Genomic DNA, 24,132 nt, shown 5'->3' with positions numbered 1-24,132 from the left:
CCTCCCCGCTCTTGCGGTCAACCAGGTACTTCTCGTACGGGACCTTCGCTACCGGGACGTTCTCCCGGTACTACTGTTTGTACCGGACCGCAGGCCGTCAAGCGCTGCTCCATCGACGGACAGCCACCGTGTCGGCGGTACCACCACGAGAGCAAAATGTAGTAACATTGCTACTTGCTGGTCGTCGGGAGGTGGTGGCACTGACCGTTACTACGGTGTCGAGTCGTGAGTTCAACCAGGACACGGGTCGGGCGAAGATCGCTGCTCGCAGTGGGCCAGTCTTCATCACCGATCGGGGCCGTCCGGCGCACGTGCTCCTGACATTCGAGGACTACCAGCGGTTGACCGGGGGCCAAGAGAACATTATCGACCTGATCGGGCTGTCTCCGGACGAAGCGGACATCGAGTTCGAGGTTTCGCCGCAGCGTGATCTCGCCCGGCCGGCGGACCTGAGCTGATGTTCCTGCTCGATACGAACGTGGTGTCCGAACTGCGGAAGGCCAAGGCCGGTAGAGCGGACAAGAACGTTGTTGCGTGGGCCGCCAGCGCCTCGACCGGCAGCCTGTTCGTGTCGGCGATCACCGTGCAGGAGCTGGAGATCGGGGTTCTGCTGGCCGAGCGCCGGGATCCGGCGCAGGGCGCGGTCCTGCGTCGCTGGCTGGAAACGCAGGTGTTGCCCGCGTTCGCCGAGCGCGTTCTCCCGGTCGACACGGCGGTCGCCCGGCGCAGCGCGATGCTCAACGTTCCCGACCCGCAGCCCGTGCGCGACTTACTCATCGCCGCCACCGCCCTCGTGCACGGGATCCCGGTCGTCACCCGCAACGTAGCCGACTTCGCGCCCACCGATGCCGAGATCATCAACCCGTGGCAGCCTGCCGACGACTGCACCTGAGCGCGACTGCTGCTATGGATCCGGCCGGCCAAGCCTTCCAACGTAGGGTTCGTCGTGCGCGTTCGGGGACGACCTGGGTTGCAGGAGGTGATGACTCGGCGGATCAACCGACTTCCGACGGCTCCTCGCCCGGTGGGGAGATCATCGTCGCCGCGTCCCGGCAGTACTGAGCCTGAGGCTCGCCAGGACCATCTCAGCTTGCGGTTTCCTGCCACGGGTCGACGACTGTGATGCCGGTGTCGAGGAAGTCTTTGGCGTTGCGGGTGGCGAGGGTCGCTGCCTGGGATCGGCAGATGGCGGCGATCTGGGCGTCGAAGCCGTCGATCGGGTTACCGAGCCTTTCCCGGCCGGAGACAATGTCGGCGTACGCGTTGGCGGCGGCCAGGTCGAAAGGGAGGACCTGGCGGGGGAACGCCGCGAAGATCTCGTTGGCGGCCTGGTGTAGCGACTCGCGGCGGCGACCCTCCGGCAGCCGGGCGATGCCGTAACGGATCTCGGCAACGGTGACGGTCGTGGTGTACAGGCCGCCGGCCGGGTTCCGCCGTAGCCACCGAAGAACGGCGGGTGCCGGCTCGGCGCGCATGAGCTCGGAGACGACGTTGGTGTCGAGGGCGATCATTGTGCGGTGAAGTCGGCCGCGCGGGGTCGGGCGGCTCGAGCCGGAATGTCCAGATCGGCGCCGCCGAGTTGCGCGAACCGTTCGGTGAGTGCGCTGAAGAGATCCGTGGGGGAGGGCTCCTCGGTGACGGCTGAGGTCAGGATCGCGCGGACCTCTGCCTCCATCGACCGGCCGTTTCGCGCGGCTCGGAGGCGGAGCATCTCCTTCACGGAGTCATCCAGGTCTCGGATGCTCAGGGCTGCCATCATCGTGCTCCAGATCGCTGCGTCGTCCGTGGTCTGACAGCAATGCTAGCACCGGCTCTGACGACGCGATCACAGTTCCGCGACGACGAACTCGGCGCCGGCGGCCAGCGCCACCTCGGGGCCGAAGAGCCTGGCCGGGGTGTACGCGCCGGGGCGGCCCTCGCCGTTGGCCAGGCGGAGGGCCACCTCGGCGACCGCGTCGGCCGTGAACGTCATGCCCTCGCCGGTGCGCAGCCAGCCCTCCCGTACCCGGCCGGACGGCCATTCGACCCGGGCGCGGCCCCACGACGACCGGCGTGGCTGCTCCCTGGCCGTGGTCGTCGTGACGCGGGCGAGCCGCCGGGTGGCGAAGCCGGCCAGGCCGGGCAGCCGCAGCAGGCCACCGACCGCCGACGTCGCCGCCCTGGCGGCCGGGGTGGCGGGGGCGAGAGCCGAGGCGCCGATCACCGACGGGGCGCCGCTGGCCTGCCAGGCCGCGAAGAGTTCGCCGCTGCCCATGGCGGCGGTGGTGACCAGGTCGCCGTCGGGGGTGGTCAACCGCTCGGCGGCACCGCCGGCCCGGACGCGTACCAACCGGCCCTGTCGCACTTCGCGACCGCCGTCGCGCAGCGCCTGCACGATGGTGGCGGTCAGGGCTTCGCCGAGGGCACCTGGTTCGACCTCGACCGACGCGAGCGCGTCGATGCGTACCCGGGAAGGTTTTTCCTCGCCCGCCAGCAGGTGCAGCAGGATGCTCTCGGTCGCGAGCACACCGAAGCCCGCCCCGCAGACCAGGGTGCGACCGGTCGCCGCCGCCTCCCGGTGCATGGCGTGCAGCGACTCGAACGCGCTCAGCTCGTTGCCGACGTCGACGTAGTGGGTGCCGGCCGGGCAGGCCCGCGCGACCTGCGGCGCGGTGACCGCGAACGGGCCCACCGTGTTGATCACGACGGCCGGCGACTCGGCGGCGAGCCGCGCGCAGACCTCGTCGAGTGAGCCGGTCACCGCCCGGGTGTCCGGAACCGTTCGGGTCAGCCGCTCCCGGTCGCGGCCGACCACCACCACCTCGGTGCCGGCCTGCCGCAGGCGCTGCACCGCCTGCCGGCCGACCCGGCCGGTCGCGCCGAGCACCCAGATCTCACCCGCCATGTTCGCCTCCATCAGTCATGGCACGTCATGTCATCACTATTGCACGGCACGACACGTCGTGTCATCACTAGGATGTGCGGCATGGGTCGATGGCAGCCGGGGGCGCGGGAACGGCTCGAGCGGGCCGCGCTCGATCTCTTCCTCGAGCAGGGCTTCACCGAGACCACCGTGCCGCAGATCACGGCACGGGCCGGGCTCACCACCCGTACGTTCTTCCGGCACTTCGCCGACAAGCGGGAGGTGCTGTTCGCCGGCGAGGAGTCGATGCCCGAGCAGGTGGCCCGCCTCATGGCCGGGGCCCCGCGGTCGCTCGGCCCGATGGAGCTGATCGCCACGGGCCTGCCCCCCGCCGCGGCCGCGATCTTCGAGGGCCGCAGCCTCGACTACCTGTTACGCCGACGTGCCGTGATCGGTGCCGAACCCGCCCTGCAGGAGCGCGAGCTGCGCAAGTTCTCGCTGCTGTCGCAGGCCATGGAGCAGGGCTTCCGCGATCGCGGCATCGACGACCTGACTGCCCGGCTGGCGGCCGAGATCGCCGTGACCACGTTCCGGATCGCGGTGACCCGCTGGCTCGACCAGCACGGCGACCCCGATCTCCCAACCACGATCGACCAGACCCTGACGGCGATGAAACGCCTGACCTCATCGCCTACCCACGACTAGTACGGCAGCCGCCGTTTGAGATCTTGCTTGTGAACCCTGGTGAACGCGGGGCGGCCACCGCGTGATCCTCTGTGCGTTGTGGACACAACATCAGATCTTGCGGTGGCCGCGTGCCACAGCGTAGCCGTTGGCCGGTGGGAGTGGGTGCTGGCCGAGGTACTGGGCTGCTTCGCGGGCCGGTTCGCTCGGGTGGAGCCTCGCCGGGCGGCAGGACAGTTCGTGTCCGGCCTGCTGGCCGATCTCGAGGTCAAGACGTGCTGGCAGCTGGCCGAGCAGGCCGGACACGCCAGACCGGACGCGATGCAGCGACTGTTGTATCGGGCGGTGTGGGACGCCGACGCCGTCCGTGACGACCTGCGGCGGTTGATCACCCGACGGTTCGGCTGTCCGGACGCGGTCCTGACCGTCGACGAGACCGGCGACCTGAAGAAGGGCATCCACACGGTCGGGGTGCAGCGGCAGTACACCGGGACGGCGGGACGGATCGAGAACAGCCAGGTCGGAGTGTTCCTGGGTTACGCCGGCACCGACGGGCACACGCTGATCGACCGGCGGGTGTACCTGCCGGCGTCATGGACCGACGACCGGGACCGCTGCCAAGCCGCCGGCGTGCCCGACGACATCGAGTTCGCCACCAAGCCGGAACTGGCCGCCGAGATGATCACCGCGGCCCTGGAGGCAGGGGTGCCAGCCGGGTGGGTGGCCGCGGACGAGGTCTACGGCAACAGCGCCACCTTCCGTGCTGGCCTGCGCGCACACGAGATCGGCTACGTCCTGGCGGTGTCCCGCGGCCACCTGGTGCCGATCGACGGTGGCAGGACCCGCATCCGCGCCGACCGGATCGCGGCTGACCTGCCCGCCTCGGCGTGGCAACGCCGCTCGGCCGGCGCCGGGTCGAAAGGACCGCGCTTCTACGACTGGGCCTGGCTCGATGACGTATGCACCGACGCCGACCCCGACGACAGCGGCCGGCACAGCCTCCTGATCAGGAAGAACACCACCACCGATGAGCTGGCCTTCTACCGCTGCTGGACCCCGGGACCGGCCACCCTCGCCCAACTCGTCCGGGTCGCGGGCATCCGCTGGAGCATCGAGGAGAGCTTCCAAGCCGCCAAGGGCCAGGTCGGTCTGGACCAGCACCAGGTCCGCCGCTGGGACTCCTGGCACCGGTTCACCACCCTCGCCCTGGCCGCCCTCGCCGTCCTGGCGATCTGCGCCGCCGAGGCAACCCACCAGGACCACACCGACAACGGACTGATCAAACTTACGGTCAACGAGGTCCGCCGCCTGATCAACGCCTGCATCATCCGCCCGATCAGCGACATCGCCCACCATTTGCACTGGTCAGGCTGGCGGCGACGGCATCAAGCCCGAGCCCGACGAGCCCACTACACACGCCGACTCAACCTCGAACTTCAACCATGATCCCGAACGGCGGCTGCCGTACTAGAAAAGTGCGCGCCGCGAATATTTGCGTGTCACGCAAGTTGTGCTGGCGTCGTGGTGTGAGCGGGCTGCGGGAGCGGAAGAAGGCGGCGACCAGGGCGGCGCTGAGCTGGGCGGCGATCCGGCTGACCGTCGAGCGCGGCTTCGACGACGTGCTGGTCGACGACATCGCGCAGGCCGTCGGGGTGTCTGCCCGTACGTTCAACAACTACTTCTCCAGCAAGGCCGAGGCGATCGCCGCCCGGCACCTCGACCGCAGTCTGCGGCTGGCCGACGAGCTCCGGGCCCGCCCGGCCGACGAGCCACTGTGGGCGGCGATCCGGGCGGCGGCAATGGTGCAGTTCGAGCCGGGTCCGGAGGTCGAGCAGGCACCGCCGGGCGACCACGCCGACTGGGTGAGCGGGCTCAAGGTGATGCTCGCCGAGCCGGCGCTGCAGGGCGAGATGCTGCGCGCCGTCGCGGCCGCCGAGGCCGAGCTGGCCGTGGCCGTCGCCGAACGGACCGGCACCGACGTCAAGCAGGACCTGTACCCGAACCTGGTCGCGGCGGTGGTCAGCGTCGCGGTCAACACCGCGATGCGGCACTTCGTGTACGCCGACCCGCCGGTGTCGATGGAACGACTGCTCTCCGACGCGTTGACCCAACTGGCCGCTGGGCTGCCGGTGCCTGTCACACGCTGACCGCCAGCTCCAGTCCACCTCGGAACACCAGAGGCCGGTCACCGGCCCCGGTCCAGCCCGGAACACCAGGGCCGGTCGCCGCGACGCCACCACCGGCGGGTTCTCCGTACCCCAGAAAGGATCTTGTAATGATCGATGTGATCATCGCTGGCGCCGGACCGAACGGCCTGATGCTCGCCTGCGAGCTGGCCCTCGCCGGCGTCCGGCCGGTCGTCTGCGAACGGCGGACCGGGCCGACCACTGAGCAGCGGGCCAACGGGTTGGTCGGCCAGGTCGTCCGGATGCTCGACCGACGCGGGCTCTACCAACGGATCGTCGACGACCAGCACGTCCCCGGCCCGCCGGCCCCGACGCAACCACAACCGCAACCACGGTACGTCTTCGGGGCACTGCCCCTTGACCTCAGCCAGGTGCCTGACAACCCGCTCTACACGCTGCCCGTTCCACAGCCCCGCCTCGAGCAGCTGCTCGCCGAACGGGCCGCTGAGCTGGGCGTGGAGGTCAGGCGCGGCTGCGCGGTCACCGGGCTGACCCAGCACCCGGACTCGGTGACGTCGACGCTCGCAGACGGCACCGAACTGACCGGCCGGTACCTGGTCGGCGCGGACGGCGGGCAGAGCGCCGTCCGCAAGGCTGCCGGCATCGGCTTCCCCGGCGTGACCGTCGACAGCTCGGTCAGCCGTAGCGCCCATGTCGGCGTGACCGCCGACTTGATCGACCCGGCGACCGGCGGTCTGGCGGTGCCCGGGTACGGCGTCGTCCCGCCGTTTCGACACACCCGCACCGAACACGGGCTGATCGTCTGGGCACCGTTCCCCGGCCGCCAGCCGGTCGTCACCACGGTCGAGTGGCCCGAATCGACCGACTACGGCGACACGCGGATGAGCCTGGCCGAGATGCGGGCCAGCGTCGCCCGGGTGCTCGGCGCCGACGTGCCGTTCGGCCCGCCGGCCGGCGATGGACCACACCTGCTGCGCCACCTGATCGGCGGCAACACCCGGATCGCCGATCGCTACCGGTCCGGACGTGTCCTGCTGCTCGGCGACGCCGCGCACGTGCACCCGCCGATCGGCGGCCCCGGGCTGAACCTCGGCCTGCAGGACGCGATCAACCTGGGCTGGAAGCTCGCGGCGCGGCTGAGCGGTTGGGCACCCGACGGGCTGCTCGACACGTACGAGACCGAACGCCGCCCGGCGGCGCAGCGGGTCACGATGTCGACCCAGGCGCAGTCGGCGCTGATCGCGCCGGGCAGCGACGTCACTGCGCTGCGGACGTTCGTCGGCGAGCTGCTCGCCGTACCGGAGAACGCCGCGCGGGTCGCCGACCTGCTGGCCGGCGCGGATCTGCGGTACGACATGGGGGTGCCCGGCGGGCCGTTGGTCGGCCGGTGGGCACCGGACCTGATGCTGCACGCCGACACCGGGGCGGTACGGCTGGCGGAGGCGACCCGGACCGCTCGGCCGTTGCTGCTCGACGCCGCCGGCACCCCCGCCACCGGCACCCCCGCCACCGGCACCCTCGCCGCCGGCACCCCCGCCGCCGGCAGCCTCGCCGCCGTCGCCGGACCGTGGCACGACCGGGTCGACGTGATCGCGGGAAAGATCGACCTGGTCACCGCGCTGGACGGGAGTACGCCGCCGACCGCGCTGCTGCTGCGCCCGGACTGCTACGTCGCGTGGGCGTCGAGCGCCGACGACCCGGACCCGGACGAGCTGCGCGACGCTCTCATCCGCTGGTTCGGCCCGGCGATCGGGACCAGTGCGCGGACGCGCGGCCGGGTGTCCGGTGCGGGTCCGGGAGACTGATACCCGCCACGCCGGTATTCCGGTGAGGAATAGTTATTCCCTACGGGAATACTGTTCGTGGCGGGTATCGGCCCGGCGGCCCCGCTCAGTAGCAGATCAGCGTGACGTTCGCGGTGTAGTAGGTGTCGGTGATCTTGTTGGTGTACGAACTGACGACGAAACAGTCGATGATGGGGATGTAGCCGTCGATCTGCGCCCAGATCTCAGCCTGGTACTTGGCGTTCCAGGCCGCGCTGCTCGCAGTGGTCCCGCTGCCGTAGCCGTAGTACCAGTCGACGGCAGCGGCGCTCGTCGTCGCGTCGACCCGGGTGCTGGTCGACGACTCGGCGGCGACCGCTGCGGTACCGGTGGCGGCCATCGCGCCCACGACCATGGCAGCGGTGACGGCGGCTCTCGCGAGAGTACGCATGAATGTCCCCTTCCCTGCTGTGGATGTGGGGACACCGTAGCTACCATATTTGCTGGCGGCAATGCCATGTTATTCGGTTGCACCGACTGGCTGGAGCTGCGTCGACCTGCGATGACAATGAAAAGTATAAATTGAATTGCGGCTGACCAGCGGCTTCGTCGAATGCGATCATCTGCATGATCACGCGAACCGCGCGTACCCCGTCAGCCAAGGTCAGGAAGGTCGGAAAGGGTCAGAAAGGGAGGTCAGGCCGAGTCGCGGCGGACGAGCTCGGTGGGCAGCACCACGGTCGGCTCGACGGACTCGCCGTCGGCCAGCCGCAGCAGCAGCCGGGCCATCGTCCGGCCGATCTCCTGGATCGGCTGACGGACGGTGGTCAGCGCCGGGTCCATGTAGCTGGCCATCTCGATGTCGTCGAATCCGATGACGGCGACGTCGTCGGGCACCCGTCGGCCGGCGTCACGCAGCGTACGGATCGCGCCGTGGGCCATCAGGTCGGAGGCGACGAAGACCGCGTCCAACGCCGGGTCGTCGTCGAGGAGCTGGCGCATCGCGACCGCCCCGGAGTCGCGGGTGAAGTCGCCGGTGGCGACCAGCGACCGGCCACCGGTCGCCCGGATCACCGTACGGTAACCGGCGAGCCGGTCCACGCCGGCGATCATGTCCTGCGGGCCGGCGATCGTCGCCACCCGCTGACGGCCGGACTCGAGCAGGTAGCGCACCGCCCGTTCGGCCCCGGCCTCGTTCTCCACGTCGACGTACGGCACCCCGGCGCTGATCTGACCCATCGGCCGGCCGCTGCACACCACCGGCAGGCCGCTGCGGGCCAGGGTGCCGGGCATCGGGTCGACGCCGTGGATCGAGGCGAACATGACCCCGTCGACGTGGCGGCCCATCGCGTACCGCTCGACCCGGTCGTGGCTGCTCGCCGAGCCGGCCATCATCAGCACCAGCTGCTTGTCGGCGGCCTCAAGCTCCTGGCTGACGCCGTGGATGATGCCGGGGAAGACCTGGTCGTCGGAGAAGACCCGGGTGGCGGTCTCCGGCAGGATCAGCCCCATCGAGTCGGTCCGCTGGGTGACCAGGCTGCGGGCGGCCAGGTTGGGGACGTACCCCAGCTCCTGGACCGCCCGGCGCACCGCGTCCTGGATCGGTTCGGCGACGGTGGTGGAGCCGTTCACCACCCGGGAGACGGTGGCCCGGGACACGCCCGCCCGGCGGGCCACCGCCTCCAGCGTCGGACGTTCCCTGGCCACGCGCACGCCTGCTCCCCGTCAGTCGAAGGTCCCCGCCACCTCGGTGAACGAGTACGGCTCAGCCGATGCCGTTGCGGCGGATCACCTCTTGGTACCACCGTGCGCTGTCCTTCGGCACCCGCCGCTGGGTCAGGTAATCCACGTAAACGATGCCGAATCGCTTGTCGTAGCCGTACGCCCACTCGAAGTTGTCGAGCAGTGACCAGACGAGGTATCCACGCAGGTCGACCCCGGCGGCGATCGCGGCGTGCGCGGCCCGCAGATGCCCGTCGAGGTAGGCGACCCGGTCGTCGTCGTGGACCCGGTCGCCGTCGGGGGCGAGCCGGTCGGGGAAGGCGGCGCCGTTCTCGGTGATGATCATGGGTACGCCCGGATAGTCGCGCCCCAGCTTGGTCAACAGCGCGGTCAACCCGGACGGCTGGATCTGCCAGCCCATGTCGGTCAGTGGCTCGGCCGGGGCGACGAACTCGATGCCCTCGGTGCCGGGGAACGCCCCGCCGCCACCGGGTGCGCCCTCCTTCGCGGCCAGGTACGTGGGCGAGTAGTAGTTGATGCCGAGCAGGTCGATCGGCTCGCCGATGATCTTCTCGTCCCCGTCCCGGATGTGGTCCAGGCTGGTGAACCGGTTGACGTGGTCGAGGATGCGCTGCGGGTAGCCGCCGCGCAGGATCGGGTCCAGGAAGATCCGGTTCTGCAGGTCTTCGACCAGTTCGGCCGCTTTGGCGTCGGCCTCGCTGGTCGGGTCGGCGGGAAACGCCGACGCCGGGTTGACCGTGATGCCGACGGTCGACGCGCCGGCGGCGCGCAGCGCCTGGTTGGCCAGGCCGTGGCCGAGCAGCAGGTGGTGCACGGTCTGGAAGGTGGCGGCCGGGTCGGTGATGCCCGGGGCGTGCACCCCGGCCCCGTAGCCGAGGTACGCCGAGCACCATGGCTCGTTGAGGGTGGTCCAGGTGTTGACCCGGTCGCCGAGGCGGGCGTACACGGCCCGGGCGTACTCGGCGAAGGCCTCGGCGGTCTCCCGGTTGGTCCAGCCGCCCCGGTCCTCCAGGGTCTGCGGCAGGTCCCAGTGGTACAGCGTGATGATCGGCTCGATGCCGCGCCCACGCAGTTCGTCGACGAGGCGGTCGTAGAAGTCCAGCCCGTGCGGGTTGACCGGGCCGGAGCCGTCGGGTTGGACGCGGGGCCAGGCGATGGAGAACCGGTAGGTGTGCAGCCCCAGCTCGGACATCAGCGCCACGTCGTCGCGGTAGCGGTGGTAGTGGTCGCAGGCCACGTCACCGGTGTGCCCGGCGTGCACCTTGCCGGGCGTACGGCTGAAGGTGTCCCAGATCGACGGGCCGCGACCGTCGGAGCGGGCGGCGCCTTCGATCTGGTACGACGCGGTCGCCGCGCCCCAGATGAACGAGTCGGGGAACTGGATGGGTCCGTTCGCGGTCGGCTCGCTTGAGTTCGTCACGCTTTGACAGCACCTTCCATGATGCCGCCGATGATCTGACGGCCGAAAATGATGAACACGATCAGTAGTGGCAGCGTAGCGAGTGCCGTACCGGTGAACACCTGGGACATGTCGTTGTAGTAGCCGTTCGACAGGGCCCGCAGCGACAGCTGGACGGTCGGGTTCTCCGGGTCGTTGAGCACCGCGTACGGCCAGAGGAAGTCGTTCCACATGGTCATGAAGGTGAGCAGGCCGAGCACGGCGGCGGCCGGGCGCAGCGCCGGCAGCACCACGCTCCAGTAGATCCGCAGCGTGGAGCAGCCGTCGACCCGGGCCGCCTCGATCAGCTCGGTGCTGACCGCCTGGCTGGCGTACTGGCGCATCAGGAACACCCCGAAGCCGGTGACCAGCGCCGGCACGATGACCGCGGCGAGCCGGTCGTTCCAGTCCAGCTGGCTCATCAGCATGTACAGCGGGATGACGCCGAGCTGGGTCGGCACCATCATTGTCGCGATGATCACCAGCAGCAGGGCGTTGGAGCCCTTGAACCGCAGTTTGGCGAAGGCGAACCCGGCCAGCGACGAGAACAGCACCACCGAGAAGGTGACGGTGCCGGCGACGATCGCCGAGTTGATCATGCCGGTGAGGAAGTACGCGTCCGGGTTGTTGAACAGGTTCTCGATGTTGCCCGGCAGGTTGCCGCCCGGGGTCAGCGGCGGCGGGATCTGCCCCATGGCGTCGCTGGACCGGGTGGCGACCACGAACATCCAGTAGATCGGGAAGATCGACATCAGCCCGGCGACGATCAGCGTGGCGTACGTCAGTTTGCTGGCGCTCCACAGGTGCTGGCTGGCTTTCACGGTGCTCACCCCTGCTTCCGGGTGCTGTTGCCGAGCCGGCGGATCACCAGCACGTTGACCAACGAGATGACGACGATCAGGGCGAACAGCATCCAGGCGATCGCCGAGCCGTAGCCGAAGTTGAAGTGCGGCGCGAACGCGTTCTCGAACATGTACATGGTCATGGTCTGCGACTCGCGCAGCGGCCCGCCCCGGATCGGGTTGGGGCCGGAGTTGAACAGCAGCGGCTCGGTGAACAGTTGCAGCCCGCCGATGGTGGAGATGATGACGCAGAAGACGATGGTGGGCCGCAGCATCGGTACGGTGATCGACCAGAACTGCCGGACCGGGCTGGCACCGTCGATCGACGCCGACTCGTACAGGTCCTTCGGGATGGACTGCATCGCGGCCAGGAAGATCAGCGCGTTGTAGCCGGTCCACCGCCAGTCGACCATCGCGGAGATCGCCACCCAGGCGCCGAACCGGGTGTTGCGCCAGTCGATGGCGTCGATGCCGACCAGGTCCAGCGCCCAGTTGATCAGGCCGAACTCGCGGCTGAACAGCTGCCCGAAGACGATCGCGACGGCCGCCGTCGAGGTGATGTTCGGGATCAGGATGCTCATCCGAAACGACGTACGGGCCCGTAGTTGCCGGTTCAGCAGGTGCGCCAACCACAGCGCCAGCAGCAGCTGCGGCACCGTCGAGATGACGAAGATGCCCAGGGTGTTGAGCACCGAGTTCCAGAAGTCGCCATCGCCGAGCAGCTTGCTGTAGTTGTCGAAGCCGACGAACGGGTGCTCGGCGGCGAGCAGGTCCCAGTCGTGCAGCGACACCCAGAAGGTGTAGCCCAGCGGGTAGGCGCCGAAGATCGCGAAGAGCACGAAGAACGGCGCGATGTACAGGTACGGGGAGGCTTTGGTGTCCAGCCGGGCCAGCCACAGCCGGGGCCGCGCCGGTGGCGGCTCGGGCTGTCGCCGGGCCGGCCGGGTGGCGTCGGCGGCCGGCTGCTCCGGCTCGACCTGCGCCACCCGGCCGCCGGTCACTTCTCGGCCGCCGTCTTGGCGTTGTTCACCGCGTCGGTCCAGCCCTCGGCCGGCGTACGCTGACCCAGCTCGACCGTACGGACGGCGTTCTCCACCTCGGTGCGGACCGCCTGGTTCTTCGGTCCCATGTAGACCGGCTTGAGGCTCTTGGCGCCCTCACCGAAGATCTGCCCGATCGGGGCGCCGCTGAAGTACTCGCTGCTGGCCTCCAGGATCGCCGGGTCGTCGAGCGCCTGCGGCGACGACGGCAGCGGGCCCTTGGCCTTGAACGCCCCGATGTGCCCCTCCGGGCTGGTCAGGAACTTCACCAGCTTGATCGCTTCCTCCTGGTGCTCGCTCTGCGCCGGCACCGCCAGGTGCGAGCCGCCCCAGTTGCCGCCGTCGCCGGGCACCTTGGCGATGTCCCACTTGCCGGCCGCCTCCGGGCCGGCGTTGCCCTCGATGACCCCGGTCATCCAGGCAGGGCAGGCGATGGTGGCGAACTTGGCCTGCTTGAACGCGGCCACCCACTCGTCGGACCAGGCGCCGTACTTGCCGGACAGGTTCGAGTCGATGATGTCCATGGTGATGTCCCAGGCCTGCTGGACGGCCGGGTTGGAGTCCACGACGAGGTTGTTCTCCAGGTCGTAGTAGTGGTAGCCCTCGGCGGCACCGGCGGTCTGCAGCACGATCGTGTTGAACGTCTGGGTCGCCGCGTCGAGGAACGACGCACCGGTGTTCTTGGCGACGAACTGCTCGCCGACGGCGATGTAGTCCTGCCAGGTCGGCCAGAGCGCGGAGACCTCGTCGCGGTCGGTGGGCAGCCCGGCGGCTTCGAACAGGTCGGTGCGGTAGCACATCGCCATGCCGCCGACGTCGGTGCCGAGCCCGATCAGCTGGCTGCCGTCGGCGGTCAGCGCCTGGTCCCACTTCACGGCAGGAAGTTGCCCTCGAGTTCGGCGGCGCCGTGGTCGAGCAGGTTGACGAAGTTCTGCGGGTTGGCCTTGTACTCGATGAGCAGGCCTTCCTCGATGGCGACGACGTCACCGGCACCCTTGCCGGCGGCCAGCCACTGGGTCAGCTTGGGGGAGTACTCGTCGAGGTTGGTGCCGGTGCCCCGTTCGACGATCTTGATGCCGGGGTTGTCGGCCTCGTACTGCCGGTAGAGCTCCTCGTAGCCGAACTGGCCGAACACGTCGACGGTGAGGGTGATGGTGCCGTCTTCGGCGGCATCGTCGCCGCCGCAACCGGCGGCGGCGGCGAGTACGGCGACCGCGGCGGCGGTCGCGGTGACCAGCCGGCGGCGTGGGTTGACGCCCATGGAATGACCCCTCTCAGGTCCAGGTCCAGGCATGGTGGGGTGCAGAAACTGCGCTGGTGGTGGGGGCGCTCCGGGGAGCCGCGTCGACGCGGCCGTGAGAGCGCTCTCACGAGAGTGGGACGTGAGTCACCATCGTGTCAAGGGAGCGCTCCCGGAAAGTTGCCGGCGTGTTACCTGCCAGCCAAGATCACGACGATCTTGCACTTATCGATGGACAATGCCGACAAAAGCTCTCGATATCTGCAAGATCGTCGCGATCTTGGGGAGGCGTTCCGTCAGCCGACCCGCAGTGAGTCCAGCAGCGCCGCGTCCCCGGAGACGTCCAGCACGTCGAACTGCACCCTGCCCCAGAGCCCGAGGAGCAGGTCGCTCGCGGTCCCGGTGGCCAGGGTCCGGGTGTGGTGGTCGTCGGAGTCGAGGATCGTGTCGGTGTCCAGCAGTGCCATGCCCTCACCCCGCAACCGCACGTACCACTCCTGCTCGGCGTCGCTGGCCCTCAGGTGGACCACGCCGTACGCCGGCTTCGGCCCGCGCCCCCGACCCGCCGGCAGCCAGCTGTCCAGGACCTCACCGATGCCGTCGACCGCCAGCTTCGTCTCGATCGGCTCCACCCCGACGATCGCCGTCTGCGCGTCCCACCGGTGCACCGCGGTCTCGTGCGCCATCCGGCGCGGCCAGAAACCGACCTTCTTCGCCTGCGGGGCCCAGTTCCACGCCGGCATCTCCGGATCCAGCCCGTCCAGCAGGGTTACCAGGGCGTCGAACTCCTGCTGCCACCACTCCAGCGCCGCCGCGCCGTCGGGCCGGCCGGTCGGGTCCGACCGCCGCGCCGCCGGGGCGTCGGTGACCCCACGGGTCACCGTCTCGCGCACCCAGGCGTACACCGACCCGAGATGGTGCACCAGGTCGAGCAGGGTCCAGTCGGGGCAGGACGGCACCGGGGTGTCCAACGGCGCCTCGGCGACGGCGGCGCGAAACGCCGAACCGTCCGCACGTAGTGCGCCGAGCCAGAAGTCCTTGGAGCCGTGCAGCCTGCTCATCGTGATCCTCCGGGTCGAGCCGACAGCCAGTGGCGTGCCGCGGGTGGAATCCAGCCTAGGGTGAAGGGCGTGCCCGACGTTAGTGCCCACGCGCCATCTGCCGAAGACCCAACGACCATTGCGCCGTTGGCACGCTATACCACCCTCGGCCTGGGCGGCCCCCCCGCCGCGATCGTCGAGGCGGCCACCGCCGACGACCTGGTCGAGGCGGTACGTGCCGCCGGTCGCCGCCACGAGCAGGTCCTGCTGCTCGGCGGCGGCAGCAACGTGATCATCGGCGACGACGGCTTCCCCGGTACCGCGGTCCTGGTCCGCTCCCGTGGATTCCAGGTGATCGCCGAGCAGCCGCCGACCGCTGGCGCACCGGGCACCGTCACCGTCCGGGTCGAGGCCGGCGAACCCTGGGACGAGCTGGTGGCGGCCACGGTCGCCGCCGGCTGGTCCGGGGTGGAATGCCTCTCCGGCATCCCCGGCGCGGCCGGCGCGACCCCGATCCAGAACGTCGGCGCGTACGGCCAGGAGGTCGCCGAGACCATCCGTACCGTCCACGTCCACGACCGGCTGACCGACGCCCGGTACCCGCTGTCCGCCGCCGAGTGCCGCTTCGCGTACCGGGACAGCCTGTTCAAACGCAACGACCGCTACCTGGTGCTCGCCGTCGACTTCCAGTTGGTCCGCGACGACCTGGCCACCCCGGTCCGGTATGCCGAGCTCGCTCGCGCCCTCGGCGCCACGGTCGGCGACCGGGCACCGTCCGCCGACGTACGCGCGGCGGTGCTGCGGCTGCGGGCCGGCAAGGGCATGGTGCTCGACCCGACCGACCCGGACACCCGGTCGGTCGGCTCGTTCTTCACCAATCCGGTGCTCGACCCGGCCGCCGCCGCCGCGTTCCAGGCCCGGGTCGCCGCCGCCGGTCTCGACGCGCCGGCTGCCTGGCCCGGCGTCGACCCGACCGGAAAGCCGGACGGCACGGTGAAGGTCAGCGCCGCCTGGCTGATCGACAAGGCCGGCTTCGGCAAGGGCTACCCGGGCCCGGACGCGCCGGTGGCGATCTCCGGCAAACACACCCTTGCGCTGACCCATCGCGGCGGCGGCAGCACCGCCGCGCTGCTGGAGCTGGCCCGTACCGTCCGCGACGGGGTGCGGGACCGGTTCGGCGTCACCCTGCACCCGGAGCCGGTCCTGGTCAACTGCGCCATGGACTGACTCGACTCGACTCGACCGCCGCCGCGAGGTCGGGTCGGCGGCGGGTCGGTGATTGTCACGGTCAGGTCGGCGCCACCGCCGACCAGGGCAGCGTCAGTTCACCGAGGCGCCACCGGGCCGGCCGGTCGGCGACGGGCCAGCCGCCGTCGCGGACCGCCGACACCGCGTGCAGCCACCGCTGACGCGGTCCGTACGGGGCCCAACCGGCCGCCGCCCGCCAGCCCGCGTCCAGCGCCTGCAGCAGCGCGTGCACCGGCTCACCCGGCACGTTTCGGTGGATCAACGCCTTCGGCAGCCGTTCGGCGAGCACCGCCGGCCCGACGCAGTCCGGCTCGGTCAACGTGGCCAGCCGTACCGCCAGCGTCAGCGAGACCGGCCCGGCGCGGTCCAGCAGCACCCAGGCGGCGATCCGGCCCCGCTCGTCGCAGGTCCCCTCCACCAGCAGCCCGCCCGGGGCCAGCGCGGCACGCATCGTCGCCCACGCCGACGCCACGTCGTCCTCGGCGTACTGGCGCAGCACGTTGAACGCGCGGACCAGCACCGGCCGGAGCCCGGCCAGCTCGAAACCGCCCCGGGCGAAGGTCAACGTCGGTGGCGCGGCGGCGGCCGCGGCCTCGGTGACCCGGTCCGGGTCGATCTCCAATCCGACGACCCGGACGTCCGGCCGGACCGTCGCCCGCAGCCGCTGCGCCAGCTCCACAGTGGTCACCGCTGCCGCGCCGAAGCCGAGATCGACGACGAGTGGATCGGCGGCGTCGGCCAGTGTCGGTCCACATCGGTACGTCAGCCAGCGGTCCACCCGGCGCAGCCGGTTCGGGGCGGTGGTGCCCCGGGTGACCATCCCGACCGCCCGGCGGCCCACCGGCGTCGCCGCTCGCCCCGGACTCACCCCGACGGCACCCGGTGCACCTTGTGCTGCGCCGCCTGAGCGAGTGGACGGACCACGAGCCGGTCCACGTTGACGTGCTGTGGACGGGTGGCGCACCAGGCGACGCAGTCGGCGATGTCGTCGGCGACCAACGGTTCGGCCACCCCGGCGTACACCGCGTCGGCCCGGGCGGCGTCGCCGTCGAAGCGGACCAGGCTGAACTCGTCGGTGCGGACCATCCCCGGGTCGATCTCCACCACCCGTACCGGCCGGCCGCACAGCTCCAGCCGCAGCGTCTCGGCGAGCGCGGTCTGCCCGTGCTTGGCGGCGGTGTAGCCACCGCCGCCCTCGTAGACGATCTGGCTCGCGGTGGAACCGATCACCACCACGGTGCCGGCCCCGCTGGCCTGCAGCGCCGGCAGCAGCGCCTGGGTGACCCGCAGCGTGCCGAGTACGTTGACCTCGTACATCCACCGCCAGTCGGCCACCGAGCCGGACTCGACCGGATCCAGCCCGCGCGCCCCACCGGCGTTGTTCACCAGCAGGGTGACCGGGCCCGGCAGGGCGGCGGCCGCCCCGGCCAGCGCGGCGACCGCCGCGTCGTCGGTGACGTCGCAGGCCACGGCGGTGGCCTGGCCGCCGTCGGCGTGGATCGCGGTGACCAGGTCGGTGAGTCGGTCGGCGCGGCGGGCGGCGGCGACCACATGGAAGCCCTCGGCGGCCAGCCGCCTGGCGGTGGCCGCCCCGATCCCGCTGGACGCGCCGGTGACGATGGCGATCGGAGTCATCGGGCCATTGTCCCCGCTGCGGCCGTCCCCGGTGCGTCGACGGTCGGGCCGTGGCCGGCGGCGGGGAGAGGTGAATCACCTCCGGCCGCCGGGATGCGGCATGTCGACGTCGGGACCGGGAAGATGAGCCGGGTCGTTCTGGTTTCTGCCGGTGGTTGTCTCCAGAGGCAGACGGAGGGAGCGGACGTGGTGCAGGTGGACGACGCCGGGCAGGGTGACAACCCACCGCCGGTTCCCCGCCGGGTCGCGACGCTGTCGGTACACACCTCGCCGCTGGACCAACCGGGCACCGGGGACGCCGGCGGCATGAACGTGTACATCGTCGAGGTGTCCCGCCGGTTGGCCGAGGCCGGCGTCGAGGTGGAGATCTTCACCCGGGCGACCGCCGGCGGCGTGCCACCGGTGGTGGAGATGGCCCCCGGGGTGCGGGTCCGGCAGGTGATCTCCGGTCCGCTGGAGCCGCTGCCGAAGGAGGACCTGCCGGCCCAGCTGTGCGCCTTCACCGCCGGGGTGCTGCGGGCCGAGGCCGCGCGGGCACCCGGCTACTACGACCTGATCCACTCGCACTACTGGCTCTCCGGCCAGGTCGGCTGGCTCGCCAAGGAGCGCTGGGGGGTGCCGCTCGTGCACACCGCGCACACCCTGGCCAAGGTCAAGAACGCCGGGCTGGCGGCCGGTGACCGCCCGGAGCCGGCGTCGCGGATCGTCGGCGAGGAACAGGTCGTCGCCGAGGCCGACCACCTGGTGGCCAACACCGGCACCGAGGCGCGGGAGCTGACCGACCGGTACGGTGCGGACGTCGACCGGGTGAGCGTCGTGGAGCCCGGTGTCGACCTCGACCGGTTCCGACCCGGGCCGCCCGGCCGGGAGGACGCGACCCGGGCCGCCGCCCGCCACCGGCTGGGGTTGCCGACCTGCGGCCAGCTGGTGGCGTTCGTCGGCCGGATCCAACCGCTGAAGGCGCCGGACGTGCTGCTGCGGGCGGTGGCGGATCTGCGCCGGCGGGATCCGGACGCGGTGGCCGACCTGACCGTGGTCATCGCCGGCGGCCCCAGCGGCACCGGGTTGGACCAGCCGAGCGCCCTGATCGACCTGGCGACGTCGCTGCGCATCGACGATCTGGTGCGGTTCTGGCCACCGCTGCGCGGTGCCGACCTGCCGGCTCTGTTCCAGGCCGCCGACCTGGTGGCGGTGCCGTCGCACAACGAGTCCTTCGGCCTGGTCGCGCTGGAGGCGCAGGCCTGCGGTACGCCGGTGCTGGCGGCTGCGGTCGGCGGCCTGGTCACCGCCGTCCGCGACGGGCACAGTGGGCTGCTCGTCGACTCCCACGACCCGACCGAGTGGGGCCGCGCCCTCGGCGGTCTGCTCGCCGCGCCCGGACTGAGGCAGCGGCTCGGCCGGGGCGCGGTCACCCACGCCCGGCAGTTCTCGTGGTCACGCACTGCGGCCGGGCTCCTGCGCGTCTACGGTGAAGCGGTGTGCGGGTACCGCCGGACGGCGGCCGCCGCGATGTGCCGCGACGCCGACGCGTTGTCGGCGAGCATCCGCTGACCAGGAGGAGCATGAGCAGGCGGAACGAGGTGGCCGCGCTGATCGGGGCGGTCTGCGCCGAGCGGGAGCTGGCCTGCGAACCGACCGGTGAGTTCTCGTACGCCGTGACGTTGCCGGGCACCCACAAGCTGAAGACGGTCTGCAACCTGATCGTCGGTGAGCACGCCCTGCGGGTCGAGGCGTTCGTGATGCGCCAGCCCGACGAACGCCGTACCGAGTTGTGGACCTGGCTGCTGCGCCGCAACGCCCGGATGTACGGCGTGGCGTTCTCGATAGACGCCGCCGGCGACGTCTATCTGACCGGTCGGATCGGTCTGGCCGGAGTCACCGAGGACGAACTGGACCGGATTCTCGGATCCGTTCTCACCTACGCCGACGAATCATTCGACACGATGCTGGAGATCGGATTCGGTTCCGCGATACGTCGTGAGTGGCAATGGCGGGTCGCCCGGGGCGAATCGTTGGCCAATCTGCAGGCGTTCGCGCACCTTTTCGATGGGAAGTCGACCGAGGATCCGGGTTAGTCGACAACCAGCAGGGTACTGCTCGCATGGTGGCGCAATCGTCGCCCACTGCCCCCCGCAGGGACACTGTCAAGGGAGTGAGCAGACATGCCTCAGCAGACCAGCAACCGGCGCCGCAGTGCCACGTCGAGCGGATCGCGCGGTACCGCCCGCAGTACCGGTTCGGGCGCGCGTGCGGCCCGGAGCAGTTCGGGTGGTTCCCGGCCGGCGACCGCGACGATCCTGCGGGCGGGCAGCAGCATCCGGGAGAACGACCTGGCCCACCTGCGGGTCGACGAACTGCGTGACCAACTGCGCAAGCGGGGCGTCACCGGAACCTCGAACCTGCGGAAGCCGGATCTGATCAAGTCGTTGGCCCGGGCCATGCGCCGGGGCACTCCGGCGCGGGCGCAGCAGGCGTCGCGGCCGAAGGCCGGTTCGCCGGCCGCCCGCAAGAGTACGTCGCAGAGCGCCCGTAAGAGTACGTCGCAGAGTGCCCGCAAGAGCACCGCGAGTGCCCGCAAGAGCACGTCGGGCGCGCGCAAGAGCACGTCGGGGGCGCGGCGGAGCGCGTCGTCGAGTGCCCGTAGGAGCGCGTCGTCGGGTGGTCGCAAGAGTGCGTCGTCGAGTTCCCGAACGAGCGCCTCGACCAGTGGTGCCAGGTCCGGCGCTGCCGGTGGGTCGATCCGGACCGGTCCGGCGTCGTCGCGGTCGTTGGCCTACGCGCAGCGTATCGACAGCCCGCAGCAGCACGCCGAACGGGCCGGCCGGAGCCTGGTGACCACCAACCGGGCAGTGATCAAGAAGTGGGCCCAGGCGCGGGGTGGCAGTCCGGCCACCGTCGGCGCGCCCCGGGACGGTCGGCCCAGCGTGCTGCGGATCGACTTCCCCGGGTACGGCGGCGCGAACCTTCGGTCGATCTCCTGGGATGAGTGGTTTGCGACTTTTGATGAACGGCGTCTCAATTTCATCTATCAGGAGCAGCGCACGGACGGTACGCCGAGCAATTTCTTCCGGCTGGAATCACCACACCGTGAAGATGCCTGAGCGTATCGTCGCCGTCACGGTTCGGTGGGCGGTGGTGGACTAAACCTCGACGATGTACCTGCCTGTGTGATTGGCGGTACAACCCGATCCGCTTGTCGGTGGGAACTGCCAGGAACTACGGTTGTGGTACGCGCCGCGCCCGGCAATTGGCTGGGGGCCACCGGACCGGTTCGGTCCGGTTGACCGGGCAGTGCGTGGGGGATCGGTGGCATTGGGCCGTTGGGGGACGGCGCCACCCGGAACCGGCGGTGAGTGGGAGCGACGCTTACGGGGGTGAGCGTCGCTCCCCACCGCCGGGCTTCCCTGTTCGCGTATCGACGGCAGGCGCTCAGTCGCTGCGCGCGACAACGGCGGTACGTGGTGTCGCGGCACGCAGCTCGACGGCTGGTGGCTCGGCGGCGCGGAGTTCGGCGGTACGCAGTTCGGCGGCGCGCCGCTCGCGGGCCGGACCGGCCAGCAGTTGACCGACTGCCACCACCACGCCGATCATCGCGCAGCCCAGCCAGAGCACGGTGTCCCCGGCGTACTGCCAGACGGCCCCGCCGGCGATCGGCGCGATGAACGCGGCGGCCGACCAGGACAACGAGAAGACGCCCTGGTAGCGGCCCCGGACCTGTGGTGGGGTCAGCTCGGCGATCAGGGTGGCGTTCGACGGCGAGTTGAGCATCTCGCCGACCGTCCAGATCAGCACGGTGACCGCGTAGAACCAGGCGACGTCGGCGGCGGCGGTCAGCCCGAACCCGACCCCGACGATCACCGCTGCCAGCGCCAGCACGTGCGACCGGCTGCGTCCGGCGATCAGCCGGGGCACGAACAGCTGCCCGGCGACGATGAGCACCCCGTTGAGGGCGATCACCGCGCCGAAGGTGGCCGGGGAGAGCCCGTCGGCCGCCATCGAGATCGGCAACATCGAACTGTGCTGCATGAACACCACCGCCAGCAGCACGTTGAGCCCCACGAAGCCGAGGAAGACCCGGTCGGCGAAGACCGTACGCAGTCCGGCTGGCCGGGTCGTGAGTCCGCTCGCGGCGGCGGCCGGCCCGGCTGCCGCCGGTCGGGTCTCACCGACGGCGACGAACACGATCGCGGCGGTGGCCAGCGTGGTCGCCGCGTTCACCGCGAACAGCAGGAAGTAGTCGACCTGTGCGGCCAGCCCGGCCAGGACGGCGGCGAAGGCGTACCCGAGGTTGACCGCCCAGTAGTTGAGCGAGTAGGCGCGCAGCCGGTCGGCGGCCGGCACCACGTCGATCATCATCGCCCCGTACGCCGGTCGGGCGCCCTCGTTGCACATGCCGAGCAGGGCCGCGCCGAGCAGCAGCAGCCACCACCGCTGCGCCAGGCCGAGCGCGAGCAGCATGGTGGCGGTGCCGAGGTGGGCGGTGAGCAGTGTCGGGCGGCGGCCCCAACGGTCGGCGAACGTGCCGCCGAGCAGCGTGCCGACCGCGCCACCGGCGCCCCAGGCACCGAGTACCAGCCCGGCCTGCGCTTCGGACAGGCCGCGTCCGGCGGTCAGGTAGATCGCCAGGAAAATGACCACGAACGAGCCGAGCCGGTTGATCAGGCTGCCGGTCCACAGGTACCAGAAGCTCCGGGGCAGTCCACCGGCGGTCCGCTGTAGCCACCCCTGCGCGCCCCGCACCACCGTACCCCCGTGTATGTAATGACCCTCAACTGATGCAGCCCTTACACGCTAATGGTCGGCGGGTCGCCGTGGCAGCCGAATTACCACGTGGTGGTCGTCACCCCTACCGGCCCGGGCCCGCACCCGGTGCACCGGCGAGCGGCGGGTCCGGCAGGATGGAGCGCATGACTGTGGGGACACTGGTGCTGCTCCGGCACGGAGAGAGCGAGTGGAACGCGAAGAACCTCTTCACCGGTTGGGTCGACGTGGACCTGACCGCCAAGGGCGAAGCCGAGGCGCGGCGCGGCGGTGAGCTGCTGGCCCAGCACAACCTGCTGCCCGACATCGTGCACACCAGCGTGCTGCGGCGGGCCATCCGCACCAGCGAGCTGGCGCTGCACACCGCCGACCGGGGCTGGATCCCGGTTCGCCGGTCCTGGCGGCTCAACGAGCGGCACTACGGTGCGCTGCAGGGCAAGAACAAGAAGCAGACCCTCGAAGAGTACGGCGAGGAGCAGTTCATGCTCTGGCGCCGCTCGTACGACACCCCGCCGCCGCCGATCGCCGACGACGACGACTGGTCGCAGGTGGGGGAGGCCCGCTACCGGGAGCTGCCGCCCGAACTGATGCCGCGCACCGAGTGCCTGGCCGACGTGGTGGCCCGGATGCTGCCGTACTGGTACGACGCGATCGTGCCGGACCTGCTCGCCGGCAAGCAGGTGCTGGTGGCCGCGCACGGCAACTCGCTGCGGGCGCTGGTCAAGCACCTCGACGGGATCTCCGACGAGGCGATCGCCAAGCTGAACATCCCGACCGGGATCCCGCTGCGCTACGACCTGGACGGTGCGCTGCGCCCGGTCAACCCGGGCGGCGACTACCTCGATCCGGACGCCGCGGCGGCGGCCGCCGCCGCCGTGGCCAACCAGGGCCGCTGAGCCAGCGGTCGCGGGTCGGGCCGGGCGCGCCCGGCCCGACCCGCGACGCACCTCAGTCGGTCGGGGTGACGCCGGTGACGTGGTAGACGACCCGGCGGCCGGCGTTGACGGCGTGGTCGGCGTACCGCTCGTAGAAGCGCCCGAGCAGCGCTCCGTCGATCGCGGTCTCCGCGCCGTACGGCCAGTCCTTGCCCAGCAGGGTCTTGAACAACTGGCGGTGCAGCTCGTCCATGGCGTCGTCGTCGCCGTCGAGCTCGGCGGCGGTCTGCGCGTCCGGGGTCCGCAGCACCTCGATCACCTTGGCGATCATCCGGTCGGCGACCCTCGCCATCTCCGAGAACACCTCGCGCAGCTCGGCCGGTACCGCCGGTGACGGGTGCCGACGCAACGCGGTCTTCGCCACGTGGTCGGCCAGGTCGCCCATCCGCTCCAGCCCGGAGGCCACGTGCAGCGCGGTGATCGCCATCCGCAGGTCGGAGGCGACCGGTGCCTGCCGGACCAGCAGGTCGGTGACCCGCTCCTCGACGGTGCGGTACAGCGCGTCGATCTCCGCGTCGCTGACCAGCACCAGTTCGCCGGCCTCCCGGTCGGCCGTCAACAGCGCACCGGTGGCCCGGCGCAGCGCGACCCGCGCCGCCTCCGCCATCGACACCAGCAGGTCGCTGATTTCCTGCAGTTCGGCCTGGAACTCCTCGCGCATGATCGCCTTCCGTCGTCGGGGCCGGCCCGGTGAGCGGTGCCTTCCGGGGTCGCCCACACCGTATTGCTGCTGCGGGGCCCTCAGATGAACACGGGTGAACAGAGCGGGGCTGC

The 24,132-nt window shown here is 70.8% G+C and carries 25 protein-coding genes and 1 pseudogene; 11 read left to right on the top strand and 15 right to left on the bottom strand.

What is annotated here, in order from left to right; translation table 11 throughout:
• The first annotated feature begins 191 nt into the window (after positions 1-191).
• Entirely contained in the window at positions 192-458 is a 267-nt protein-coding gene (locus ACN28F_RS12155) for a type II toxin-antitoxin system Phd/YefM family antitoxin (protein ID WP_421357778.1), read from the top strand.
• Positions 458-892, top strand: coding sequence for a type II toxin-antitoxin system VapC family toxin (locus ACN28F_RS12150; protein WP_289208084.1), 435 nt, complete (start codon positions 458-460; stop codon positions 890-892). The genes ACN28F_RS12155 and ACN28F_RS12150 overlap by 1 nt, the downstream gene beginning before the upstream one ends.
• Before the next feature lie 193 nt (positions 893-1,085).
• Here ACN28F_RS12150 and ACN28F_RS12145 read toward each other — a convergent pair whose 3' ends face one another.
• The 3 genes from ACN28F_RS12145 to ACN28F_RS12135 form a co-directional block, all read right to left on the bottom strand.
• Entirely contained in the window at positions 1,086-1,511 is a 426-nt protein-coding gene (locus ACN28F_RS12145) for a type II toxin-antitoxin system VapC family toxin (protein ID WP_421357776.1), read from the bottom strand.
• Positions 1,508-1,756 carry a FitA-like ribbon-helix-helix domain-containing protein gene (locus ACN28F_RS12140; protein ID WP_421357774.1) on the bottom strand — a complete coding sequence of 83 codons (249 nt, stop codon included), beginning with the start codon at positions 1,754-1,756 and terminating at the stop codon, positions 1,508-1,510. Before ACN28F_RS12140 ends, ACN28F_RS12145 begins: the two co-directional genes overlap by 4 nt.
• A 69-nt stretch (positions 1,757-1,825) precedes the next feature.
• Complete coding sequence (locus ACN28F_RS12135) at positions 1,826-2,884, bottom strand: NAD-dependent epimerase/dehydratase family protein (RefSeq protein WP_421357772.1); 1,059 nt, start codon at positions 2,882-2,884, stop codon at positions 1,826-1,828.
• 81 nt (positions 2,885-2,965) lie between these two features.
• Between ACN28F_RS12135 and ACN28F_RS12130 the strand changes: the two genes are divergently transcribed.
• From ACN28F_RS12130 to ACN28F_RS12115, 4 genes are all read left to right on the top strand, one after another.
• Entirely contained in the window at positions 2,966-3,547 is a 582-nt protein-coding gene (locus ACN28F_RS12130; RefSeq protein WP_421357770.1) for a TetR/AcrR family transcriptional regulator, read from the top strand.
• A gap of 159 nt (positions 3,548-3,706) precedes the next feature.
• On the top strand, positions 3,707-4,972 hold the full coding sequence (locus ACN28F_RS12125) for an IS701 family transposase (protein ID WP_421361372.1): 1,266 nt from the start codon (positions 3,707-3,709) through the stop codon (positions 4,970-4,972).
• Between the two features lie 80 nt (positions 4,973-5,052).
• Entirely contained in the window at positions 5,053-5,673 is a 621-nt protein-coding gene (locus ACN28F_RS12120; RefSeq protein ID WP_421357768.1) for a TetR family transcriptional regulator, read from the top strand.
• Between the two features lie 128 nt (positions 5,674-5,801).
• A complete protein-coding gene (locus ACN28F_RS12115; RefSeq protein ID WP_421357766.1) occupies positions 5,802-7,478 on the top strand; it encodes an FAD-dependent monooxygenase in 1,677 nt (558 codons plus the stop codon).
• A gap of 85 nt (positions 7,479-7,563) precedes the next feature.
• Here the strand turns inward: ACN28F_RS12115 and ACN28F_RS12110 are convergent, their stop codons facing one another.
• The 7 genes and pseudogenes from ACN28F_RS12110 to ACN28F_RS12080 form a co-directional block, all read right to left on the bottom strand.
• Positions 7,564-7,887, bottom strand: coding sequence for a hypothetical protein (locus ACN28F_RS12110; RefSeq protein WP_289208077.1), 324 nt, complete (start codon positions 7,885-7,887; stop codon positions 7,564-7,566).
• A gap of 245 nt (positions 7,888-8,132) precedes the next feature.
• Positions 8,133-9,143 carry a LacI family DNA-binding transcriptional regulator gene (locus ACN28F_RS12105; RefSeq protein ID WP_289208076.1) on the bottom strand — a complete coding sequence of 337 codons (1,011 nt, stop codon included), beginning with the start codon at positions 9,141-9,143 and terminating at the stop codon, positions 8,133-8,135.
• 58 nt (positions 9,144-9,201) lie between these two features.
• Positions 9,202-10,599, bottom strand: coding sequence for a GH1 family beta-glucosidase (locus ACN28F_RS12100; RefSeq protein ID WP_289208075.1), 1,398 nt, complete (start codon positions 10,597-10,599; stop codon positions 9,202-9,204).
• On the bottom strand, positions 10,596-11,369 hold the full coding sequence (locus tag ACN28F_RS12095; RefSeq protein WP_421361369.1) for a carbohydrate ABC transporter permease: 774 nt from the start codon (positions 11,367-11,369) through the stop codon (positions 10,596-10,598). Before ACN28F_RS12095 ends, ACN28F_RS12100 begins: the two co-directional genes overlap by 4 nt.
• Positions 11,370-11,443: 74 nt before the next feature.
• The gene (locus ACN28F_RS12090) at positions 11,444-12,358 is read right to left on the bottom strand and encodes a carbohydrate ABC transporter permease (protein WP_421361367.1); all 915 of its coding nucleotides are present in this window, start codon (positions 12,356-12,358) and stop codon (positions 11,444-11,446) included.
• Between the two features lie 98 nt (positions 12,359-12,456).
• A pseudogene (locus tag ACN28F_RS12085) lies at positions 12,457-13,760 on the bottom strand (ABC transporter substrate-binding protein).
• A gap of 275 nt (positions 13,761-14,035) precedes the next feature.
• Positions 14,036-14,800, bottom strand: a complete 765-nt coding sequence (locus ACN28F_RS12080; RefSeq protein ID WP_421357763.1) for a maleylpyruvate isomerase N-terminal domain-containing protein — start codon at positions 14,798-14,800, stop codon at positions 14,036-14,038.
• 69 nt (positions 14,801-14,869) lie between these two features.
• Between ACN28F_RS12080 and ACN28F_RS12075 the strand changes: the two genes are divergently transcribed.
• Positions 14,870-16,006, top strand: a complete 1,137-nt coding sequence (locus ACN28F_RS12075; RefSeq protein WP_421357762.1) for a UDP-N-acetylmuramate dehydrogenase — start codon at positions 14,870-14,872, stop codon at positions 16,004-16,006.
• A gap of 61 nt (positions 16,007-16,067) precedes the next feature.
• On the opposite strand, the gene ACN28F_RS12070 is transcribed toward ACN28F_RS12075, so the two are convergent.
• Together ACN28F_RS12070 and ACN28F_RS12065 are read right to left on the bottom strand one after the other, a co-directional pair.
• Complete coding sequence (locus ACN28F_RS12070) at positions 16,068-16,847, bottom strand: class I SAM-dependent methyltransferase (protein ID WP_289211137.1); 780 nt, start codon at positions 16,845-16,847, stop codon at positions 16,068-16,070.
• A 44-nt stretch (positions 16,848-16,891) separates the two neighbouring features.
• On the bottom strand, positions 16,892-17,662 hold the full coding sequence (locus ACN28F_RS12065) for an SDR family NAD(P)-dependent oxidoreductase (protein WP_289208071.1): 771 nt from the start codon (positions 17,660-17,662) through the stop codon (positions 16,892-16,894).
• A 186-nt stretch (positions 17,663-17,848) separates the two neighbouring features.
• On the opposite strand from ACN28F_RS12065, the gene mshA reads away from it, so the two are divergent.
• Both mshA and ACN28F_RS12055 read left to right on the top strand, forming a co-directional pair.
• A complete protein-coding gene (gene mshA, locus ACN28F_RS12060) occupies positions 17,849-19,213 on the top strand; it encodes a D-inositol-3-phosphate glycosyltransferase (RefSeq protein ID WP_289208070.1) in 1,365 nt (454 codons plus the stop codon).
• Positions 19,214-19,224: 11 nt separating this feature from the next.
• The gene (locus ACN28F_RS12055; RefSeq protein ID WP_289208069.1) at positions 19,225-19,737 is read left to right on the top strand and encodes a YbjN domain-containing protein; all 513 of its coding nucleotides are present in this window, start codon (positions 19,225-19,227) and stop codon (positions 19,735-19,737) included.
• Between the two features lie 92 nt (positions 19,738-19,829).
• On the opposite strand, the gene ACN28F_RS12050 is transcribed toward ACN28F_RS12055, so the two are convergent.
• Positions 19,830-20,330 carry a hypothetical protein gene (locus ACN28F_RS12050; protein ID WP_421357759.1) on the bottom strand — a complete coding sequence of 167 codons (501 nt, stop codon included), beginning with the start codon at positions 20,328-20,330 and terminating at the stop codon, positions 19,830-19,832.
• 100 nt (positions 20,331-20,430) lie between these two features.
• Between ACN28F_RS12050 and ACN28F_RS12045 the strand changes: the two genes are divergently transcribed.
• Positions 20,431-20,763, top strand: coding sequence for a hypothetical protein (locus ACN28F_RS12045; RefSeq protein ID WP_289208067.1), 333 nt, complete (start codon positions 20,431-20,433; stop codon positions 20,761-20,763).
• Between the two features lie 328 nt (positions 20,764-21,091).
• Here ACN28F_RS12045 and ACN28F_RS12040 read toward each other — a convergent pair whose 3' ends face one another.
• Positions 21,092-22,402: an MDR family MFS transporter gene (locus ACN28F_RS12040; protein ID WP_289211136.1), complete on the bottom strand. Its 1,311-nt coding sequence runs from the start codon at positions 22,400-22,402 to the stop codon at positions 21,092-21,094.
• Positions 22,403-22,560: 158 nt separating this feature from the next.
• On the opposite strand from ACN28F_RS12040, the gene ACN28F_RS12035 reads away from it, so the two are divergent.
• Entirely contained in the window at positions 22,561-23,319 is a 759-nt protein-coding gene (locus ACN28F_RS12035) for a phosphoglyceromutase (protein ID WP_289208066.1), read from the top strand.
• A gap of 52 nt (positions 23,320-23,371) precedes the next feature.
• Here the strand turns inward: ACN28F_RS12035 and phoU are convergent, their stop codons facing one another.
• Entirely contained in the window at positions 23,372-24,019 is a 648-nt protein-coding gene (gene phoU, locus ACN28F_RS12030; RefSeq protein WP_289208065.1) for a phosphate signaling complex protein PhoU, read from the bottom strand.
• Positions 24,020-24,132: the final 113 nt, after the last annotated feature.

Source organism: Solwaraspora sp. WMMA2101, from assembly GCF_049179175.1.
Classification (GTDB): domain Bacteria; phylum Actinomycetota; class Actinomycetes; order Mycobacteriales; family Micromonosporaceae; genus Micromonospora_E.
Note: the sequence above shows the minus strand (reverse complement) of the source record. Positions and strands in the feature narration are given on the sequence as shown.

Coding starts and splice junctions, on each gene's coding strand:
- ACN28F_RS12150 (WP_289208084.1), top strand. CDS start 458: ATGTTCCTGCTCGATACGAACGTGGTGTCCGAACTGCGGAAGGCCAAG.
- ACN28F_RS12145 (WP_421357776.1), bottom strand. CDS start 1,511: ATGATCGCCCTCGACACCAACGTCGTCTCCGAGCTCATGCGCGCCGAG.
- ACN28F_RS12140 (WP_421357774.1), bottom strand. CDS start 1,756: ATGGCAGCCCTGAGCATCCGAGACCTGGATGACTCCGTGAAGGAGATG.
- ACN28F_RS12135 (WP_421357772.1), bottom strand. CDS start 2,884: ATGGCGGGTGAGATCTGGGTGCTCGGCGCGACCGGCCGGGTCGGCCGG.
- ACN28F_RS12130 (WP_421357770.1), top strand. CDS start 2,966: ATGGGTCGATGGCAGCCGGGGGCGCGGGAACGGCTCGAGCGGGCCGCG.
- ACN28F_RS12115 (WP_421357766.1), top strand. CDS start 5,802: ATGATCGATGTGATCATCGCTGGCGCCGGACCGAACGGCCTGATGCTC.
- ACN28F_RS12110 (WP_289208077.1), bottom strand. CDS start 7,887: ATGCGTACTCTCGCGAGAGCCGCCGTCACCGCTGCCATGGTCGTGGGC.
- ACN28F_RS12095 (WP_421361369.1), bottom strand. CDS start 11,369: ATGTCGATCTTCCCGATCTACTGGATGTTCGTGGTCGCCACCCGGTCC.
- ACN28F_RS12080 (WP_421357763.1), bottom strand. CDS start 14,800: ATGAGCAGGCTGCACGGCTCCAAGGACTTCTGGCTCGGCGCACTACGT.
- ACN28F_RS12070 (WP_289211137.1), bottom strand. CDS start 16,847: ATGGTCACCCGGGGCACCACCGCCCCGAACCGGCTGCGCCGGGTGGAC.
- ACN28F_RS12065 (WP_289208071.1), bottom strand. CDS start 17,662: ATGACTCCGATCGCCATCGTCACCGGCGCGTCCAGCGGGATCGGGGCG.
- ACN28F_RS12055 (WP_289208069.1), top strand. CDS start 19,225: ATGAGCAGGCGGAACGAGGTGGCCGCGCTGATCGGGGCGGTCTGCGCC.
- ACN28F_RS12035 (WP_289208066.1), top strand. CDS start 22,561: ATGGAGCGCATGACTGTGGGGACACTGGTGCTGCTCCGGCACGGAGAG.
- phoU (WP_289208065.1), bottom strand. CDS start 24,019: ATGCGCGAGGAGTTCCAGGCCGAACTGCAGGAAATCAGCGACCTGCTG.